At 37.5% G+C, this 17,035-nt stretch carries 18 protein-coding genes and 1 pseudogene; 13 read left to right on the top strand and 6 right to left on the bottom strand.

The window, feature by feature from the left end:
• Nucleotides 1–46: 46 nt before the first annotated feature.
• From ALLST_RS11785 to ALLST_RS0106060, 6 genes and pseudogenes are all read left to right on the top strand, one after another.
• Entirely contained in the window at nucleotides 47–181 is a 135-nt protein-coding gene (locus tag ALLST_RS11785; protein ID WP_281166750.1) for a hypothetical protein, read from the top strand.
• Nucleotides 138–421 (top strand): annotated as a pseudogene (locus ALLST_RS11825) (transposase); the annotation flags it as partial. The gene ALLST_RS11785 and the pseudogene ALLST_RS11825, both read left to right, overlap by 44 nt.
• Before the next feature lie 348 nt (nucleotides 422–769).
• Entirely contained in the window at nucleotides 770–1,723 is a 954-nt protein-coding gene (locus tag ALLST_RS0106075) for a sugar ABC transporter substrate-binding protein (RefSeq protein WP_156816573.1), read from the top strand.
• The gene (locus ALLST_RS0106070; RefSeq protein WP_083922021.1) at nucleotides 1,714–3,021 is read left to right on the top strand and encodes a sensor histidine kinase; all 1,308 of its coding nucleotides are present in this window, start codon (nucleotides 1,714–1,716) and stop codon (nucleotides 3,019–3,021) included. The genes ALLST_RS0106075 and ALLST_RS0106070 overlap by 10 nt, the downstream gene beginning before the upstream one ends.
• Nucleotides 3,015–3,686, top strand: coding sequence for a response regulator transcription factor (locus ALLST_RS0106065; protein WP_026472811.1), 672 nt, complete (start codon nucleotides 3,015–3,017; stop codon nucleotides 3,684–3,686). The genes ALLST_RS0106070 and ALLST_RS0106065 overlap by 7 nt, the downstream gene beginning before the upstream one ends.
• The gene (locus ALLST_RS0106060) at nucleotides 3,683–4,978 is read left to right on the top strand and encodes an ABC transporter substrate-binding protein (protein ID WP_019893219.1); all 1,296 of its coding nucleotides are present in this window, start codon (nucleotides 3,683–3,685) and stop codon (nucleotides 4,976–4,978) included. Before ALLST_RS0106065 ends, ALLST_RS0106060 begins: the two co-directional genes overlap by 4 nt.
• Nucleotides 4,979–5,181: 203 nt before the next feature.
• Here ALLST_RS0106060 and ALLST_RS0106055 read toward each other — a convergent pair whose 3' ends face one another.
• The gene (locus tag ALLST_RS0106055) at nucleotides 5,182–6,030 is read right to left on the bottom strand and encodes a Cof-type HAD-IIB family hydrolase (protein WP_019893217.1); all 849 of its coding nucleotides are present in this window, start codon (nucleotides 6,028–6,030) and stop codon (nucleotides 5,182–5,184) included.
• Nucleotides 6,031–6,243: 213 nt separating this feature from the next.
• On the opposite strand from ALLST_RS0106055, the gene ALLST_RS0106050 reads away from it, so the two are divergent.
• The 5 genes from ALLST_RS0106050 to ALLST_RS0106030 are packed head-to-tail and all read left to right on the top strand — an operon-like array spanning nucleotide 6,244 to nucleotide 9,223.
• Nucleotides 6,244–6,669 (top strand): PTS sugar transporter subunit IIA, encoded by a 426-nt coding sequence (locus ALLST_RS0106050; protein ID WP_019893215.1) that lies wholly within the window; start codon nucleotides 6,244–6,246, stop codon nucleotides 6,667–6,669.
• Nucleotides 6,670–6,692: 23 nt separating this feature from the next.
• Nucleotides 6,693–7,184 carry a PTS sugar transporter subunit IIB gene (locus ALLST_RS0106045; RefSeq protein WP_019893214.1) on the top strand — a complete coding sequence of 164 codons (492 nt, stop codon included), beginning with the start codon at nucleotides 6,693–6,695 and terminating at the stop codon, nucleotides 7,182–7,184.
• A gap of 44 nt (nucleotides 7,185–7,228) precedes the next feature.
• Nucleotides 7,229–8,077: a PTS mannose/fructose/sorbose/N-acetylgalactosamine transporter subunit IIC gene (locus ALLST_RS0106040; protein ID WP_019893213.1), complete on the top strand. Its 849-nt coding sequence runs from the start codon at nucleotides 7,229–7,231 to the stop codon at nucleotides 8,075–8,077.
• Nucleotide 8,078: 1 nt separating this feature from the next.
• A complete protein-coding gene (locus ALLST_RS0106035) occupies nucleotides 8,079–8,915 on the top strand; it encodes a PTS system mannose/fructose/sorbose family transporter subunit IID (RefSeq protein ID WP_019893212.1) in 837 nt (278 codons plus the stop codon).
• A gap of 26 nt (nucleotides 8,916–8,941) precedes the next feature.
• Nucleotides 8,942–9,223 (top strand): hypothetical protein, encoded by a 282-nt coding sequence (locus ALLST_RS0106030; protein WP_019893211.1) that lies wholly within the window; start codon nucleotides 8,942–8,944, stop codon nucleotides 9,221–9,223.
• Nucleotides 9,224–9,349: 126 nt separating this feature from the next.
• Here ALLST_RS0106030 and ALLST_RS10295 read toward each other — a convergent pair whose 3' ends face one another.
• The 5 genes from ALLST_RS10295 to ALLST_RS10290 all read right to left on the bottom strand — a co-directional run bounded on the left by ALLST_RS10295 (nucleotide 9,350) and on the right by ALLST_RS10290 (nucleotide 15,364).
• Entirely contained in the window at nucleotides 9,350–9,871 is a 522-nt protein-coding gene (locus tag ALLST_RS10295) for a type III toxin-antitoxin system ToxN/AbiQ family toxin (protein WP_019893210.1), read from the bottom strand.
• A gap of 248 nt (nucleotides 9,872–10,119) precedes the next feature.
• Nucleotides 10,120–11,373, bottom strand: coding sequence for a coproporphyrinogen-III oxidase family protein (locus ALLST_RS0106020; RefSeq protein ID WP_019893209.1), 1,254 nt, complete (start codon nucleotides 11,371–11,373; stop codon nucleotides 10,120–10,122).
• A 99-nt stretch (nucleotides 11,374–11,472) separates the two neighbouring features.
• Nucleotides 11,473–12,906, bottom strand: coding sequence for an ABC transporter permease (locus tag ALLST_RS0106015; protein ID WP_083922020.1), 1,434 nt, complete (start codon nucleotides 12,904–12,906; stop codon nucleotides 11,473–11,475).
• 2 nt (nucleotides 12,907–12,908) lie between these two features.
• On the bottom strand, nucleotides 12,909–14,546 hold the full coding sequence (locus ALLST_RS0106010; protein WP_019893207.1) for a COG1361 family protein: 1,638 nt from the start codon (nucleotides 14,544–14,546) through the stop codon (nucleotides 12,909–12,911).
• An 89-nt stretch (nucleotides 14,547–14,635) separates the two neighbouring features.
• Nucleotides 14,636–15,364: an ABC transporter ATP-binding protein gene (locus tag ALLST_RS10290; protein WP_019893206.1), complete on the bottom strand. Its 729-nt coding sequence runs from the start codon at nucleotides 15,362–15,364 to the stop codon at nucleotides 14,636–14,638.
• Between the two features lie 364 nt (nucleotides 15,365–15,728).
• Between ALLST_RS10290 and pyrH the strand changes: the two genes are divergently transcribed.
• Nucleotides 15,729–16,433: a UMP kinase gene (gene pyrH, locus ALLST_RS0106000; protein WP_019893205.1), complete on the top strand. Its 705-nt coding sequence runs from the start codon at nucleotides 15,729–15,731 to the stop codon at nucleotides 16,431–16,433.
• Between the two features lie 42 nt (nucleotides 16,434–16,475).
• Nucleotides 16,476–17,021: a ribosome recycling factor gene (frr, locus tag ALLST_RS0105995; RefSeq protein WP_019893203.1), complete on the top strand. Its 546-nt coding sequence runs from the start codon at nucleotides 16,476–16,478 to the stop codon at nucleotides 17,019–17,021.
• Nucleotides 17,022–17,035 lie beyond the last annotated feature (14 nt).

Raw genomic sequence — 17,035 nt, 5'->3', positions numbered from 1 at the left:
CTCTTTAAAATTGTAATAACCACAAAACAACATAAGGAGATCTCATATGCATACTTATTGTTCTGTAACCATCAGTCAAACTATTCCTGGGGCTGTCATTACTCCAGAAGATTCTGTTTGTCCTTGTTGTGGAACTGCTATTGAAAGAGAACGAACTATTTTTCGCCATAGATCTCATTAAAGAAGAACTAAAAGAGGCCTATGCGACAAGTGACGAAAATACAATGGCAAATCATCTTACGCATATTGTAGAAATCTGCAATGCGACAAAGAATGAACATTTTAAATGGTTCTCTCTAACTTAATCCTCAAACACTGGAATGGATTGATTAGTCATGCGATTCTACGCTTGTCTAATGGTAAAATAGAAGGGATCAATAGTAGAATCAAAACGATTCGAAGAATGTCTTATGGTTTTTGAGATGACGAATATTTCTTCTTGAAGTTAATTGATATGAGTCGTTATCGATCAGCTTGATTAATAGATGATCCCACACGATTTTCCATAGAGCCTTTTTTAATAGGAAAGAAGTGTGATGAACGTTTGTAAAGTCATAATGAGATTCGATTTGTACTTGTGATTGGGATAGAAAATTAGTAACGCGTATAGATGAAAAGCATTTTATGCTATAAGCATAATCGTGCCTTGAAAAGAGACTGGGATCATTAAATATTAATGGAATGGACTTACGTTGAATGGTATTCTAAGGATGACTTTTTAAACTGATTATTTCGTAAACATAAATCAAAATTGATAAGAGGAAAAAGAGTGAAAAACAAAAATGATGGATTTTGGACAATCCTATGTTGTGTGACCCTGTTTTGTGGCTGTATTTTATATGACTTCTATAATCGCCCGAATAATACGCAAGCAAGGGTAATAGGGGTTTCGTCTATGACTTTAAACAATCCCTTTTTTGAAGTGATCAATAATGAATTGAAAAAAGAAACTGAACAAAAAGGGGATCAATTGATGATCCTAGACCCAATGCTTTCTTCTAATCGACAAGAAGAACAAATCGAAACAATGATAGAAAATAAGGTGGATGCGATTATCCTTAACCCTGTAAATTCTGCAACTTTAGAAGATGCTTTGAAAAAGGCAAAAGATGCACGAATTCCAGTTGTAGTCGTTGACAGTTCGATTCAGCACGAAGAACTGATTGAAACAACGATCGTTTCGAAAAACTATGAAGCGGGGGCGATGTGTGCCCAAGCCATGATGGAAGATTTGGATCGTGGTGAGATTTTATTGTTGGAACATGCCCAAGCAGATTCAGGAAGAGAAAGAATTAAAGGCTTTTTAGATGCGATCAAAGATCATCCAGAATACAAAGTTGTCGCTCGAGAAGAGTGTGAAGGACAACTCGAACAAGCCATGCCAAAAGCAGCTGAAGTGTTATCGGATCATCCTGAAATTGATATTATTATGTGTTTAAATGATCCATCGGCACTAGGTGCAGCAGCAGCGGCGGAATCGTTAAACCGTAAAGATCTGTATATTTATGGTGTTGATGGTACACCAGATTTTAAATCGAGAATGACTAGTGATCCTAATTTAAAGGCAACAGTTGCTCAATCTCCTTATACGATGGCAAAAAATGCGATCAAGTCTGCATATGATTTAATTGCAGGAAAAGACGTTGACTCACTACAGTTGGTGGATGTCAAACTCATTCGCAAAGAAAATCTCGATGATTATTCACTGGAGGCATGGCAATGAAAAGGTCCTATTATAGCTGGATGATGCTTTTGCGAAATGCCTTAATGGCAGTCAATACATTTGTGGTGATGTATTCTGTTGCGATTCAAATGTTGGCTGTCAAACGAATCATTGATACGCAAAAAACGACTTCCTTTGTTATTCAAATGACGCACATTCCTAAAAATCCGCAAGTCGTCTTTATTGGATGTATTCTCTGCTTATTGGTTTTAGGCGCAACACTAATGCGACGACGGATTTCTTATATTGAAAACATTCAAGAAAATATTGCCGGAGCAGCGATTGAAACATTGATGGCTGTCGTAATCAGTATGTTGCTGAATTTTTCTTGCTCAGGGATCTTTTTGTTGGTGTTTTGTGATTGTATTTTTCACTTTCGCCGCTCAAAAAAAGGAAGAGAATTTATCTTTTTAAATGTCTTTCTTTATTTTTTCTGTAACTATGAATTGGTCAATCTCGTGTACCCGTTAATGGATACCAGCATATTTTTTTCTTCCTTTTCGAATGAAGCGGTTTTGGTATTGATTAAAAGCGTGGCTGAAGCATTAATCATTATCATGACGGTTACCTATATCGGTTTATTCTTGTCTTGGCAGATTCAAGAAAACGAAGACATTTCGCAAGAACTTTCAATGGTTTCGCAAGTCAATCAAGAATTGCGTAATTATGCATCGATCACTGAAAAAATTGGAGAAGATAAGGAACGTAAACGCCTCGCAAGGGAAATTCATGATACTTTAGGTCATGCATTAGTAGGTATTGCCTCAGGTGTGGATGCCTGCATTGCGATCATCGATAAAAATCCGGATGCCGCCAAAAATCAGCTACAATTAATTTCAAAAGTTGTTCGGCAAGGAATTACCGATGTGCGAAATTCACTTAAAAAATTACGCCCAGGAGCTTTAGAAGAACAAGGACTGAAAGGTGCTTTGATTAAGATGATTCAAGAGTTCCAAGGTGTTTCTGATGTTAAAATTAATTTTGTATTTGAAGCGGATAATGCAGATTTTGATGTCGCAAAAGAAAATGTGTTATTCCGTTTAATTCAAGAAAGTATGACGAATGCAATTCGCCATGGTAAAGCCAATGAAATCGATATTCACATTTTTGTTGAACAAGAGAATTTGATGGTTGATATTAGCGACAATGGGCAAGGTTGTGAAACGATTGTTTATGGATATGGATTACGTCAAATGGAAGAAAGAATTGTGACGGTCCATGGCCATATTGAATTTGATGGCTCAAATGGCTTTAAAACCCATGCCATTATTCCCTTACAGAAAGGAGAAAAATCATGAAGCTGATCATTGCTGATGACCAGGAATTATTACGTGAATCTTTAAAAATTGTTTTGTCAATGGACCCGGAAATTGAAATTATCGCAACTTGCCCAGATGGTAAAGCGGTATTAGATGTGATGGAACGAGAAGTTGCTGATGTGATTTTGATGGATATCCGGATGCCTGTTATGGATGGCGTATATTGTACGAAACTAGTAAAAACAGATTGGCCTCAAACAAAGGTGATTATTTTAACGACATTTGATGATGATGATTTTGTTTTTTCAGCCCTTAAATATGGGGCAAGTGGTTATTTGTTAAAAGGGGTCGGAATGGATGAACTTATTCATGCGATCAAAACAGTTCATTCCGGTGGTGCACTGATCAATCCCAATATAGCAAGTAAAGTGGTCTCGTTCTTTTCAGAAATGGGAACACCAGAAAGATTTATAACGGTTGATGAATCAGGAAAAAAGGAAATCACCGCAACTGAATGGAAAGTTGTTTCTCTAATTGGATTAGGACTTTCCAATAAAGAAATCGCCAGCAAGTTGTTTTTATCAGAGGGAACAGTCCGCAATTACTTATCGAGCATTCTAGCGAAGTTAATGTTGCGCGATCGCACTCAGCTAGCGATTTGGGCAGTTCAAAGTGGTGTTGTCCATCCTGAGGATATACAATGAAAAAAATTTTGAATTCATATAAAATGTTCATTTTCTTTCTTTGCGCATGTTTGTGTTTAGGTATTTGTTACGGGGGTATATCAAAACCATGTGTGCTCCGTTTAGGAATCTTTGCGGGGAGCAATTGGGATGTTCCAGGAAGCAATGTCTATGAAATCATCAATGATGCGATTGCTCGCTTTGAAAAAGAAAATCCGCAAATCGATGTCGTCTATGAATCTGGCATTCGCAAAGAAGATTATTCTAATTGGCTATGCGGTAAAGTATTAAAAGGGGAAATGCCCGATGTTTTTATGGTTTTGGATAATGAATTCCCAACGCTAGCGAATATTCAAGCGCTGCATCCTTTGGATCATTTTACTCAAGGTGCAAATGGAATTGATGTTAATCAGTTTTATCAGGCAACGTACAATGCTGGAAAATGGAATAATACTTTATATGCACTTCCTTATGAATCCAATTTACAGTTTATGTTTGTCAATTTAACGTTGTTAAAAAACGAGGGAATTGAAGTCCCAGATGAAAATTGGACATTGTCTGATTTGTATCGCATATGTGAACAAGTCACAAAAGATACAAATAGTGATGGTCGAAATGATCAGTTCGGGATTTATAATTATGATTGGCAAAACTCAATGTTAGCATTTCAAGAACGGTTATTTGAAGCGGATGGATCCAAGACTAGACTGCAGGAAAAATCTGTGAGTGAAGCAATTAAGTACGCGTTTCAATTAGATGAATTACGAGAAGATACGACGATTACTCAAAATGATTTTGATCAAGGTAGAGTTGCTTTTTCACCTATGAGTTATGCGGAATATAAAACTTATAAACCTTATCCTTGGAAAATAAAAAAGTTTTCCCGGTTTGATTGGACTATTATTCCAATGCCAGCTAAAAATGCCGGAGAGATCAGCAGTGCTACGGATTCATTACTGATGTCCATGTCATCTACAACCAATCATCCACAAGAATCATGGGAACTATTAAAAACGCTTTGTTATGATGTGCAAACACGAGAGATGCTCAAAGAGTATTCTCAAGGATTTCCTGCAACAAAACCTTTTGTAGATTCGACTATGGATAAAACTTTTGATGACCAACTTGACCCAAAACTTCTTGAAACAGTTTTAACAAGAAGTAAACCATTAGTCCGTTTTCCGAACTATGAAAATATGTTGACTTTAGCAGACAATCAAATTCGATCTGGTTATCAAAATGCAAAAGATAAAGATTTATTTATGATTGAACTACAAAAAACGATGGATGATGCTCTAAAGTCTAATCAATAACGCCTAATGTGACTTTAATTATGTTTATTGTGAATCAGACTAGGCAATGAGAATAAGACATCGTTATCAATATGAAATGATTCTAGGCAAGAAGATATAAAAAATGGATCAAAGCAATCGATACACAATATCGCTCAAGCTTTGGTCCATTTTTATTTTATCGATGCAAATAGAAGAGGGGAATTGGATAAGGGGATATTCAATTATTTTGTTTGATTGGCTTCTCGTTCTTTTTTGTTCAGTTCAAAAATATATTCAACAGCCTCTGCAACAGCATGATGATCGTAGTCATGAGTAGTAATATACTTGGCAGCTTCTTTGAGTTCATCAATCGCATTAGCAACGGCAATTCCAAGTCCAGCCGTTTTGATCATTTCAAGATCATTGGCATGATCGCCAATTGCAGCAGTTTGCGAAATGTCGATATCTAGGATTTTGGCAAGCTTCTTAAGTCCACTTCCTTTATTGACGCCTTTTTTATTAAATTCTAAATAGCGACTTGAAGAAAAAGAAACATCAAAATCACCCGATACAGTATTCATTTCTTCTAATATGTTTTGTAGATAGTTAATATTGGTGTTTCCGTATAACACTTTTACAAAGTGTTCATCTTGATGCGCGCTAAGATCAGGATTCTTGAGTTCAATGATCTCTAATCTTCCTTTTAAGAATTTTCGTTCATCATCGTTTAGGTTCCAACCATAGGCAGTATCAGTTGTATTGACATGAATGCAGAGGTTTTGATCAGACGATGCACGTTGAAACAACATATTCGTTGTTGGGTAATCCAGACCATCTAATTCTATGATTTTTCCATTTTCATTTTCGACGATTGCGCCACCATTTAAAGAAATCGAATATTCATCTTTTAAATGTCTTGTTCCAATTTCTTCTAAAGTCTCATGAAACGAAAACCAAGGTCGTCCAGTTGCGATCACAGTATGAATTCCATTTTCTCTAGCTTTTTTTAAAGCAGCAATATTTTCTTTGCTGACATGTTTATCGTTGGATAGAAGTGTCTCATCTAAGTCTAGCGCAAGTAGTTTTATCATTCTTATTTCTCCTTCTTTTTAAAACTTATCAATTTAAGGCGTAGTTATCGCTAATCCTATGCTCTTTCACAATAACGGAAAATCGATTTTTTACCATATTACAAATGTCATGTCTATTTCGTGCAATTTGTCACGATGGACAATGACATTTTTCAGATGGAATCCAAGAAGGAAAAAAGTAAGCTAAGGCTGTAAAAAAAAGGAGAGAAAAAGATGAAATATATCATTCTTGTAAGCCATGGTGAATTCGCAAATGGACTGAAAAACGCGTTATCCATGCTAGCAGGGGATCGTGAAAACTTGATTGCGTGTGGATTAAAAGATGGAAAGAGCGCAGATGAATTTGCACTAGAATTCGAAGCGGTTGTACAGAAAATTTCATTAGAAGATGAAGTTTTATTATTTGGAGATCTCATTGGTGGGAGTCCATTGACTACGGCATGCAATGTTTTGGTTGAAAAAGGTTTTGGCCAAAATTTACGCATTGTCGGCGGAATGAACTTACCTGCTATTCTTAGTGACTTACTTTCCATAGATTTCATGGATTTAGATATGTTAAAGGAAACAGCATTAAGTGAAGGAAAAAATGCTTTGGCAGAATTTGTTCTCGCATCAGTCACTGAAGAAGAGGACATCTAATAAAGGAAGAAGAGGGTTAAATCATGTCAGTATCATTCATTCGCGTTGATGACCGTATGATTCATGGTCAAACTTGCACACGTTGGGCAAAAGAGTATCCATGTGATGGATTAATTGCGGTTAACGATAAAGCAGCGGCTAATCCCGTTTTGAAAAATGCATATAAAGCAGCATCTGGGAAGAAAACATTTGTATGGACAGTGGAAGATTTCATTAAAAAAGCAGATAAAGTTCTGAATTCTGATACTCGTTATTTCTTGATCACAAAAAATCCAATCGATATGAAAAAAATCTTGGTTGATGCCGGGATTCAAACCGGAATCGATACAGTGATTATTGGACCTTGTAATGATCGTGAAGGATCAGTCAAATTAGGAAATAATCAATCGATTACCCAAGAAGAAGCAGATGCGTTAGAACAACTTACAAAAGCTCACTACAAAGTGAAATTTGCACTGTTACCTGATGTATCAATTGGTGCATGGGATGACTTCAAATCTAAGTTTGGCTATTAATCGCATTCGCGATTTGGCATATAGAAAAGAAAAGAGGAAACAATATGGAAATTAGTTGGATTCAAGCCGCAATTCTAGGGCTGTTTGCCTCCCTTGCCAGTATGCCTGGTATGGGTGGGACTAGTATCGGGAACTACACACTTGGTCGTCCATTAGTCGGTGGCTTAATTTGTGGATTAGTTTTAGGCGATATGTCGACTGGTATTTTAGTTGGTGTTGCGATGCAAATTGTTTACATTGCCTTAGTTACACCAGGAGGTACTGTATCAGCTGATGTTCGTGCAATCAGTTATATCGGGATTCCACTAGCAATGGTCGCTTTAAAATCTTATGGCCTTTCAGCAGATTCTGCAGATGGTCAAGCTCTTGCAACTTCCTTTGGAACAATGGTCGGAACGTTAGGTACTGTATTGTTCTACGGAACAGCAACAATGAACCTTGTTTGGCAACACATGGGTTGGAGAAGTATTGAAAAAGGTGATTTCGACAAACTTTATCTTGTTGATATGGTCTATCCTTGGGTCTCCCACTTATTATTCTCATTTTTACCAACAATGATCATGGTTAAAATGGGTGTTCCTATGGTTGATTTGATCAAAAACTACTTACCAATGGATGGTTTGGCAATGAAGACACTGTTCACAGTTGGATCAATTCTTCCTTGCGTTGGTATTGCTATTTTGCTTAAACAGATTGTCACAAAAGCATTAGACTTCATTCCATTCTTCTTTGGTTTTACATTAGCTGCTTCTTTAGGCATCAACTTAGTATCAGCAACGATTATTGCAAGCATGTTTGCTTATTTGAATTATCGTATTAAAATGCTTCAACTCACAAAAACGGCAAATGCGACAGCTGTAATCGTTGACGATGACGATGAGGAGGATATTTAAGATGGAAAAGAAACTATCTAAAAAGGCCCTCAATAAAAGTTTCCACAACTGGTACTATGGGCACTTAACTTGCTTCTCGCAAGAACACATGCAGACATTTGGTTATTTAGTCTCCATGTTGCCATTGATCAAAGAACTCTATCCTAATAAAGAAGATCAAATGAATGCACTGAGTACTTATAAAGCATTCTTTAATACAGAACCACAGTTAGGTACTGTGATTGTCGGAATTACGGCAGGTTTAGAAGAAGCTCGTGCCAATGGGGCAAGTGATGTAGACGATGAAACAATTAATGGTTTACGTGCAGGTTTAATGGGTCCTATTGCTGGTATTGGAGACTCTTTGGTAGTTGGAACATTTATTCCAATTCTGCTTGGTATTGCAATGGGAATGTCTGGTGGAGGTTCTCCTCTAGGAGCAATCTTCTATATTATCGTTTGGAACTTATGTGCTTACTTTGGAATGAAATTCTTGTATAAAACAGGTTATGAACTTGGTGGACGTGCTGTAGATTTTCTGATCGGATCACAAGGTACAGCCCTTCGCGAATCAGTTACAATGCTTGGCGGTATCGTTATCGGTGCAGTTGCGGCAAGCTGGGTTAAAGTCTCGACTTCATTTACCATGACTGCTGCAGGAGCAAAAGAACCATTCCTTATTTTAAATGACACACTCAACAGTGTTTATCCAGGATTCTTAACTGCTGCATTTATCATGCTTTGCTGGTGGTTGATGGCTAAAAAGAAAATGTCTCCATTAACAGTAATGTTATTGTTAGTTGTTATTTCCTTTGTCGGCGTTCTTGTTGGATTCTTCGATCCAGCTCTGACTTACTAAATTTAGAATTTTTAGGAGGTTTAAAAATGAATCAATCGATGTCTCGTTCCATTTTAAAACAACAAGCAGTTACTCAGTCCAAACTGTTTGGAAATCTAAAAGGTTGGCTTAAAGTGGCTTTGAATATTTCATCACTTTCTTTAGTTTTAGCATTATTTGGCAGTAATATTCACCCTGCCATCCAAATCATTGGAACGGTTTGTTTAGTCCTTTCCGCTATATCCGCTTACCTCATTGGCTATGCCTTAAAACAGGGAAGAGACAATCTGAATAAAATTTTTACACTTCTTGAAAAGGATAAAGAGTAGTTTTTCTTTAGAAAAACGAATAAACCCCGTCATCAAACTGGTGGCGGGGTTAACTGTTTTTGAAAATTTTAAAATCATCAATTGTATATTTACAAAATAACAGTGGTCTAAGTATGTGGCAGAATTCTAATTTTGAGTTAGATATTTTTCAGTCTTATATGATTCACATAACGTTTCATCCAAAGTAAAGTCACAGCAACGATCTATAAGATGATCCCAAGCTTTTTTGCTGACGATCAGGCGGTAAAGTTTTTCTGCTTGTTTTAAAATGACATCACGATTTGAGATGCACCACGATAGCTGATTAGAAAGCAAATTTTTGTAGGCAATATCTGCAGGGGAGTCTGTATCAAAAATCTTCATTTCTACTTTAGTTAAACTGCTAGGATGGACAGGGATCATATTATTAAAATTGATGGCTCCCCATTTGCCTCCATTGATTTTGAGGAAATCAATTTGGTTTTTCATTTGTAAATGTTTGTGTTTTGGAGAAGTTAAAGGTGCATAGTATTGAAAGTTGTTGATAGAAAAGACGATACCAACGAAGGGACGAGTCGTTTTATTCTCCATTGTATAAGGTACACATGGATCGCTCTTTCGCAGATAATCACAATAGTTGGCATCTACCATATAAAATGAAAATTTCATGTTGATCTCCTAAAATAAAGGGACTGGATCCTGCGATCCAGCCCTCTGCTTTTTTAGCTCCCACTTATGGTAGGGTTCACCGCTTTTTTAGCTCCCACTTATGGTAGGGTTCACCGCTTTTTTAGCTCCCACTTATGGTAGGGTTCACCGCTTTTTGAGTAATTCTACTCGTCATCTTTATTAAAAGTAAAATGAGAAAAGATGTCAAATCTTTTGAAAAAACTTTTGCTCTAATAGTAGTTGCAAATTTACAATGTGATTTTTGTGGGGAAGGATTCATTTTTTAAGATTCCCCACATCTTGTCAATATACGCTAATGTATAGAAATTTTCGTAATAATGATAATAGAATGCGCCTTTGAGCGTCATTTCATATAGATCATCTTGCTTTGTGATGAAGCCAAGTTTTTGAGCAAGCCACAGTTCAAGGCCATACATATTTTGAAGTGTCATATCAAAGAAGTGTTCAAAGTCGTTGGCATTGACTCTTGTACTATAGGCAGTCCAAAACAACCAATAAATCATGCGCTGTCGCAATGTAAAGCGGATTGTTAAAGAAGTAGGTAGTTTTCTTTCTTGGATTCTTTGGAAATATGATGCGATATCAAAGGTGTTGATTTTAAATTGGTCTTTTAAAAGAGTGGTTGCTGAACAACCAAATCCTAAAAAGTTATCTCGAGTCATGGAAGAATATTGAGCTTGTTCATGGCTGGAGAAAGTCCAAATCGAATTTCGATAAAAGCCCTGATCTAAACAATAATTTGTGATTTGATCAAGTAGTTTGCGTTTCTCTTTTTTGGACATAGCGCTAACTTGACTTGTGGTGAATGTAAAGTCGATGAAAGGATAGATGGCAACATGGTTAGCCCCAAGTTCAAATGCTTGATCAATATCAACTTTTAAATCTTCAAAAGTTTGATTGGGTAAAGCAAAAATAAAATCCATCGAGACAGTTTCGAATGAAACAGCATGAAGCGCTTGTTTGATCCCTTCTCGATCGATTTGATGGCGACCAAGAATTGTCTGGTATTTATGACTAAAGGATTGAATGCCAATGCTGATCTTTGTGATTCCGACTTCTTTGAGCATTTGAAGTGTAGGAATATTGACGTTATCAGGATGAAGTTCTAAACCAATGCCTTCAATAATTTCAAAATGTTCATTTAAAGCATCTATAATTTCCTTGATGCGATTGGCAACTAGAGCCGGTGTACCGCCACCAAAATATAGACTGGTCACTTTTTTACGATTACAAGATTGGCTGCCTACAAGATGGATTTCTTCAAGTAAAGCATCAATATATTGATCACATAAATCTTGTTGATAGCGCACTTTACAATATGGACAAAAGTTACACAAACTGCGACAAAAAGGAATATGGACATAAAGTCCTAAATTTTCGCAATCTTGATAATCTAAGACTTGATCATATTCATTTTGAAACGTAAAAGGTTGAAATGACCTCGTTAGCCATGCCCGAGTTAGGGTGGTGATTGGATTCATAGTTTAGTCTCCGTTCTTATTTTGATCTGAAAAAAGGCACGACGTTTTCGAAAGGTTTGATGGTTAACGATCGAAACGTTGTGCCTTAAATCATTTATATTAGTTGTATTTCATCGCTTCTAAAGCCGATACTTTTAAGCTTCGTCTAGCCGGGATAAAACCAGCAACTAAGCCGATAATAATGGAGAACAATAAGCCAAATAATGCTAGCCATAAAGGGATGACAGAGATTCGTCCACTACCACTTGTAAAGATAAATTGTATAAATTCAATGAAACCGCCTTTAGGCTGCCAAGCTAGGTAATTGATGCCCCAACTGATGAGATATGAGAACAAAATCCCGAAAGATCCGCCTAAAAATCCGATGGTTCCAGCTTCAGTTAAGAAGATCATTTGAATGTCTTTCGTTCGACATCCAAGTGCTTTCATGATGCCGATTTCGCGGGTTCTTTCTGTTAAAGACATAATCATCGTATTGGTAATGCCAATGGCAGCAACGAGCAAGGAAATTGCGCCAATTCCACCAAGAATCATTTGGATGGAGCGACTACTTTCTTGAATCGATTCGATTGTGTCGTGGGTCGAAAATGCTTCATAGCCCATGCCGGTAATTGTGTCTTGAATACTTTTGACATGTTCGATTGAGTCAGCATAAACGACAACAGAACTATATGTGAAGTTTTTACGAGGTAATCCCGCATCTCGTCTTGCTTGGTTGACGATGTTTTTAAAGCTATCGAGATCCATCATGATCCCTTCCGATGTTTCATAAGTTAAGTTGTAATCAGCCACGGTTTTCCCAACGGGACGAAGTTTAAAACTCGTTTCTTTTGGCGTTGAACTCGATTCAGTAAACGAGCTGAGTGTCAATTTAATTGTTTCGTCTAAAGGTTGGAAATAAGGCTCTTGTTTTTCTGGAAGTACTTCTTCTTGTCCCATTACGCCATAGTAACCCATGCCATCTTCATAAGGATAAATCATATTTTGTCCTTCCGGACGGCGGGTATCCTTAAAGAGATACGCAAAGTCAGCACCGACTAAAACGTCTGTTGTTTGTGTGGAAGTTGACGATTGAGGAAAGATCCCTTCTTCTAAACCTAAATATTCTTCATTGATTAAATCTTTCGACATTCCGACAATCGGACAATAATCTGCTTGATAGATGTCATTTTTGGCAGAGACTTTCACTTGTAAATCATCGAGTTGTAAAAGGGGAGAAACAACTTTGACGTGTTCAATCGCTTTAAACTCTAAAAGCTTTTCGTCATTAATCGCATTGGTTGTAGAGGAAGTTGTACCTGTTGTGATATTGCTTGTTGAACCGAAATTTTGGTTGTTGTAGATCGTGATTTTGGTGATGTCACCCATTCCTTCAATCATCGATTGTTGGGATTCTGATAAACCAAAGCCAATCGAGACCATGATCAAAATCGACATACAGCCAACAACTACTCCTAGTGAAGTGAGAATTGTTCTTGTTTTATGCCGTCTCAGATTTTGTAGAGCACTAAGTAGGCGATCTGTAAACTTCATGATTATTCCTCTACATTTTCATCGTGAGAAGAAGTTGGTGTTTCTTGTTTTGGAGTAGGTGCAGGTTGTGCTTCTTGTTTTGTTTCTTGTTGTTCGATTTCTAAATCTTCTTTTTTAAACCAATCGATCTCTTCGTTTTCTTTTTCGGCTTCGCTGACTTTATTTGTTTTCTTTTTGCGTTTTTTAAACCACCAGAAGCCACCGCCTAAAGCAACAATGAGAATTACACCAACAATCCACATCCAGTTATGACTTGGTTGTTCTACTAATTGTGGATCCATGGGATCCATCATTTCTGGGGGAAGTTCTGGTTCAGGCATAGCCATTACGGTTGGTTCATATTTGAATTCGCGTTTCTTTTCGTTTCCATCGGCATCTTCGTAAGTCACAATGATTTTAAATGGTGTTGGTCCCTCTTGGGTTGTTGTGAAAATGGCATCGATTGTTCCAGAGCGTCCGGATTCAAAGTTACCTAAGTTTTGCACAGGTTGTAGTGCATCGACATCGCCTTCGATTTTGACTGCTACATTGTAGAGCGTTCCTTTTCCTTTATTCACGTAAGGGAAGCTTAATACGCTTTCCATACCAACTTGCATTTCAGGAAGTGTCGGTTCGGTGATTTCAAAACGTTCAGGTTGGGTAACTGGAATTGCGATCGTTTCACTTCGCGTAATTTCCATACGTTGATTTTGATCAATATATTCATAACGGAAATTCACTCCAATTGTTGGCGAACTATTTTCGCCTTTACCTGTCGCTCGAAGAGTGATGTTTTGGGTGATGTTATGGCGTGGTTTAAGTGTTTCAAAGTAGAACGTATTACTGGAGTTCGCAATCGAAATACCTTCAGCTGTTTCTAAAGACATCACGATATTTTCGACCGCTAATGCTCTAGAGGTATTCATAAAGTTAATGGATAAATCAAAAGTTTTACCGGCTTGGACACTCGTTCCGCCATAGGAATAGTTATCGATAATTAAATTAGGTGCGGCAGCGGCTGGTTTTGGTGCTTCTGGCGCTGTATCGCCAGGATCTTCATTAGGATCGCCACTAAATTCATTCCATCCTTCTACCGAATCCGATTGTTGATCTCCACCTTCTTGCGGTGCTTCCGGCATTGGAGGTGTATCTGGCATTGGATTTGAATTATCTGTTGCGACAATGGGGATCGAACCATTGATGCCCGGTTTTTGGGCTGCAGGATAAGTAATAGCCCAAGATACGTTATTGCCAGGTCCGAGCCATTTCGCATTTTTAAATAAGACTTCAATTTGGAATGGATCATTGGCATTGGATAACAGTTTAACCGTCCCGGCATCAGCGCAAAAGTCAGATTTAAGGAGATCCGCTTGCACGCTTTTGATCACTTGTCCAACTTTTAATTCATCTTTTTGGACCGCTTCATGCGTAAGCCATCCTGTTGATTTGAAGACCATGCGAATGGTATACGGACTTGCCGGATCCCATTGATAAACGGGATTGTTTTGACTATCGAGAACATCGCAAACTAATAAGTTGAGAGATCCCGTTGTTGGGGCAAGTTTTGCGTGAACCGGGGTATTGATTGTAGGTTGAAGAATAGGGGTCAGTCCCAAAGCAAGGCTGACACTAAGTAATGAGGTCATGATTGGATGCTTCATAATTCTATTGCTTTCTAAATCCAATTAGGGATTGATAGATCAAACGAAATTCGTTTTGTGTGTTTATCTTTGAGGTTAGTTGTTGACGCTTAGATTTCAACGAGATTTAAAGGTTGATCTTTGCTTGGAAATTCTTCTTTGATGATGCGACCATCTTCAATGGTGACAATATGATCAGCATAACGAGCAGCCATAGCTGAGTGAGAAACCATCACAACGGTTTGATTAAATCGTCTTGAAAACGTCCGGATCATTTCGAGAGCTTCTAAAGAAGATTTTGAATCGAGGTTTCCTGTTGGTTCATCGGCAAAAATCACGTAAGGCTTTGTGACAAAGGCGCGGGCAATCCCGACACGCTGTTGTTGCCCCCCTGACATTTGGGAAGGGTAGTGATTCATTCTATTTTCGAGCCCGACCATTTTTAATAAACCTTTGGCAACATATTCTCGTTTTGATTTAGATACACCTTTAAACATCAATGGCATTGCGACGTTTTCTAATGCATTTAATGCGGGTAAAAGATTATAAGACTGAAAAATAAATCCCGTATTTTGTTGACGAAATAGGGCAAGCTCTGATTCGTTGAGTTGGTTGATTACAACGCCATGAATTCGAATGCCGCCTCGGGTTGGTTTTTCTAGTCCGGCGAGTAAGTTTAAAAGGGTACTTTTTCCCGAACCAGAAGGACCAAATATACAACAAATTTCACCTTGAGCGATATTGAGGTCAATATGATCTAAAGCGACAACAGGATCGTCTTCAACAGGGTATTCTTTGCGTAAACTGCGAACCTCAATCATAGGTGGATGAGAAGACATAATGTTCCTTTCGCTATTGTTTGGATAGATATGAAATCATCAAGAGAACATGATTATATCTATCGAAAGTCATACAAGTATGCATGTTTGAATATACATATTGTACATGAGAACAAATTAAATAGTTATTATTAAATTCTAAAGCGTGCAATGTAATGTTGAAAATGAATCTTGTGATTTGCAGTGCAAAAAAGATGATTTTGATGAGCTGGAATATCGAATCAAAAGAATAATGGCATGAAAAACTTGAAAAACAGAAAGATTGATTAGAGAATGAATCGATAGAATTAGGCTCTTAGGCCTGTTCTTTTTTTTCTTGAATGGCTCATGTATAATGAGGGCAATGAAAAGGACGAATTGACAAATGTATAAACGAGTTTTATTGAAATTGAGCGGAGAAGCTCTTTCATCAAAAGAAAACAATCTTGAACCAGCAGTATTAAAAGAGCTGGCTATTGAATTAAAAAGAGTGAAAGAAACAGGCGTTGAACTTGCGATTGTCGTTGGGGGTGGAAACTTCATTCGAGGAAAACAAATCCAAGATATGGGGATGGACCGTACCCAAGCAGATTACATGGGAATGCTCGGGACAGTGATTAATGCCCTTGCAGTTCAAAACGCACTAGAAAATGAAGGCGTTGTAACACGTGTACAAACTGCAATCGAAATGCAAAAAGTTGCTGAACCATTTATCTTACGCCGTGCAGTGCGTCACTTAGAAAAAGGACGCGTAGTGATTTTTGGAGCTGGAACAGGTTCTCCATATTTCTCTACAGACACAACAGCAGCACTTCGTGCAAGCGAAATTGGCGCAGATGTCATTTTAATGGCAAAAAATGGGGTTGATGGTGTTTATGATTCCGATCCAAAATTGAATCCTGAAGCGAAAAAATTCAATCGCCTCACTTATATGGACGTTTTAAACAAAGGTTTAAAAGTTATGGATTCAACTGCCATTTCTATGTGCATGGATAACGATGTCGATTTAATTGTCTTCAATATGAACGAAAAAGGAAATATTGAAAAAGCAGTTAGAGGCGAAGTTGAAGGAACAACAATCACTCAATAAAACAATAAAAAACAACAAGAAAAATTAAAAGGAGAAAACAACATGGCTGAATTTTTAGAAACTGCCGAACTCGAAATGGAAGAAACAATCGAGAACTTCGAAAATAACTTAAAAACAATCCGTACAGGACGTGCTTCTGCTGGGATGTTAGACCGCGTTCGTGTAGATTACTATGGTGAATTAACACCAATTAACCAAATGGCAAAAATCTCTGTTGTAGAAGGAACACAATTAGTGATCAAACCTTACGACAGAACAACAGTTAAAGATATTAACCATGCTATTTCTGCAGCTAACCTTGGCTTAATACCACAAGCTGAAGCTGACTGCATCCGTATTAACGTACCACCACTGACAACAGAACGTCGTAAACAACTCGCTAAAGAAGCTAAAAAATACGCAGATGAAGCAAAAGTAAACTTACGTAATATCCGTCGTAATGCGAATGACAAAATCAAAAAAGATAAAGAAATTTCTGAAGATACATCTAAAGAATGGTTAGATGAATGCCAGAAGTTAACTGATAAATTCGTGAAAAAAGTAGACACTTTGGCTGCTGCAAAAGAAAAAGATCTTCTCGAAGGATAAACGCAATAAAGCCC

Source organism: Allobaculum stercoricanis DSM 13633 (assembly GCF_000384195.1).
In the GTDB taxonomy this organism is placed as follows: Bacteria; Bacillota_I; Bacilli_A; order Erysipelotrichales; family Erysipelotrichaceae; genus Allobaculum; species Allobaculum stercoricanis.
Note: the sequence above shows the minus strand (reverse complement) of the source record. Positions and strands in the feature narration are given on the sequence as shown.

Coding starts and splice junctions, on each gene's coding strand:
- ALLST_RS11785 (WP_281166750.1), top strand. CDS start 47: ATGCATACTTATTGTTCTGTAACCATCAGTCAAACTATTCCTGGGGCT.
- ALLST_RS0106070 (WP_083922021.1), top strand. CDS start 1,714: ATGGCAATGAAAAGGTCCTATTATAGCTGGATGATGCTTTTGCGAAAT.
- ALLST_RS0106060 (WP_019893219.1), top strand. CDS start 3,683: ATGAAAAAAATTTTGAATTCATATAAAATGTTCATTTTCTTTCTTTGC.
- ALLST_RS0106055 (WP_019893217.1), bottom strand. CDS start 6,030: ATGATAAAACTACTTGCGCTAGACTTAGATGAGACACTTCTATCCAAC.
- ALLST_RS0106050 (WP_019893215.1), top strand. CDS start 6,244: ATGAAATATATCATTCTTGTAAGCCATGGTGAATTCGCAAATGGACTG.
- ALLST_RS0106045 (WP_019893214.1), top strand. CDS start 6,693: ATGTCAGTATCATTCATTCGCGTTGATGACCGTATGATTCATGGTCAA.
- ALLST_RS0106040 (WP_019893213.1), top strand. CDS start 7,229: ATGGAAATTAGTTGGATTCAAGCCGCAATTCTAGGGCTGTTTGCCTCC.
- ALLST_RS0106035 (WP_019893212.1), top strand. CDS start 8,079: ATGGAAAAGAAACTATCTAAAAAGGCCCTCAATAAAAGTTTCCACAAC.
- ALLST_RS0106030 (WP_019893211.1), top strand. CDS start 8,942: ATGAATCAATCGATGTCTCGTTCCATTTTAAAACAACAAGCAGTTACT.
- ALLST_RS10295 (WP_019893210.1), bottom strand. CDS start 9,871: ATGAAATTTTCATTTTATATGGTAGATGCCAACTATTGTGATTATCTG.
- ALLST_RS0106020 (WP_019893209.1), bottom strand. CDS start 11,373: ATGAATCCAATCACCACCCTAACTCGGGCATGGCTAACGAGGTCATTT.
- ALLST_RS0106015 (WP_083922020.1), bottom strand. CDS start 12,906: ATGAAGTTTACAGATCGCCTACTTAGTGCTCTACAAAATCTGAGACGG.
- ALLST_RS0106010 (WP_019893207.1), bottom strand. CDS start 14,546: ATGAAGCATCCAATCATGACCTCATTACTTAGTGTCAGCCTTGCTTTG.
- ALLST_RS10290 (WP_019893206.1), bottom strand. CDS start 15,364: ATGTCTTCTCATCCACCTATGATTGAGGTTCGCAGTTTACGCAAAGAA.
- pyrH (WP_019893205.1), top strand. CDS start 15,729: ATGTATAAACGAGTTTTATTGAAATTGAGCGGAGAAGCTCTTTCATCA.
- frr (WP_019893203.1), top strand. CDS start 16,476: ATGGCTGAATTTTTAGAAACTGCCGAACTCGAAATGGAAGAAACAATC.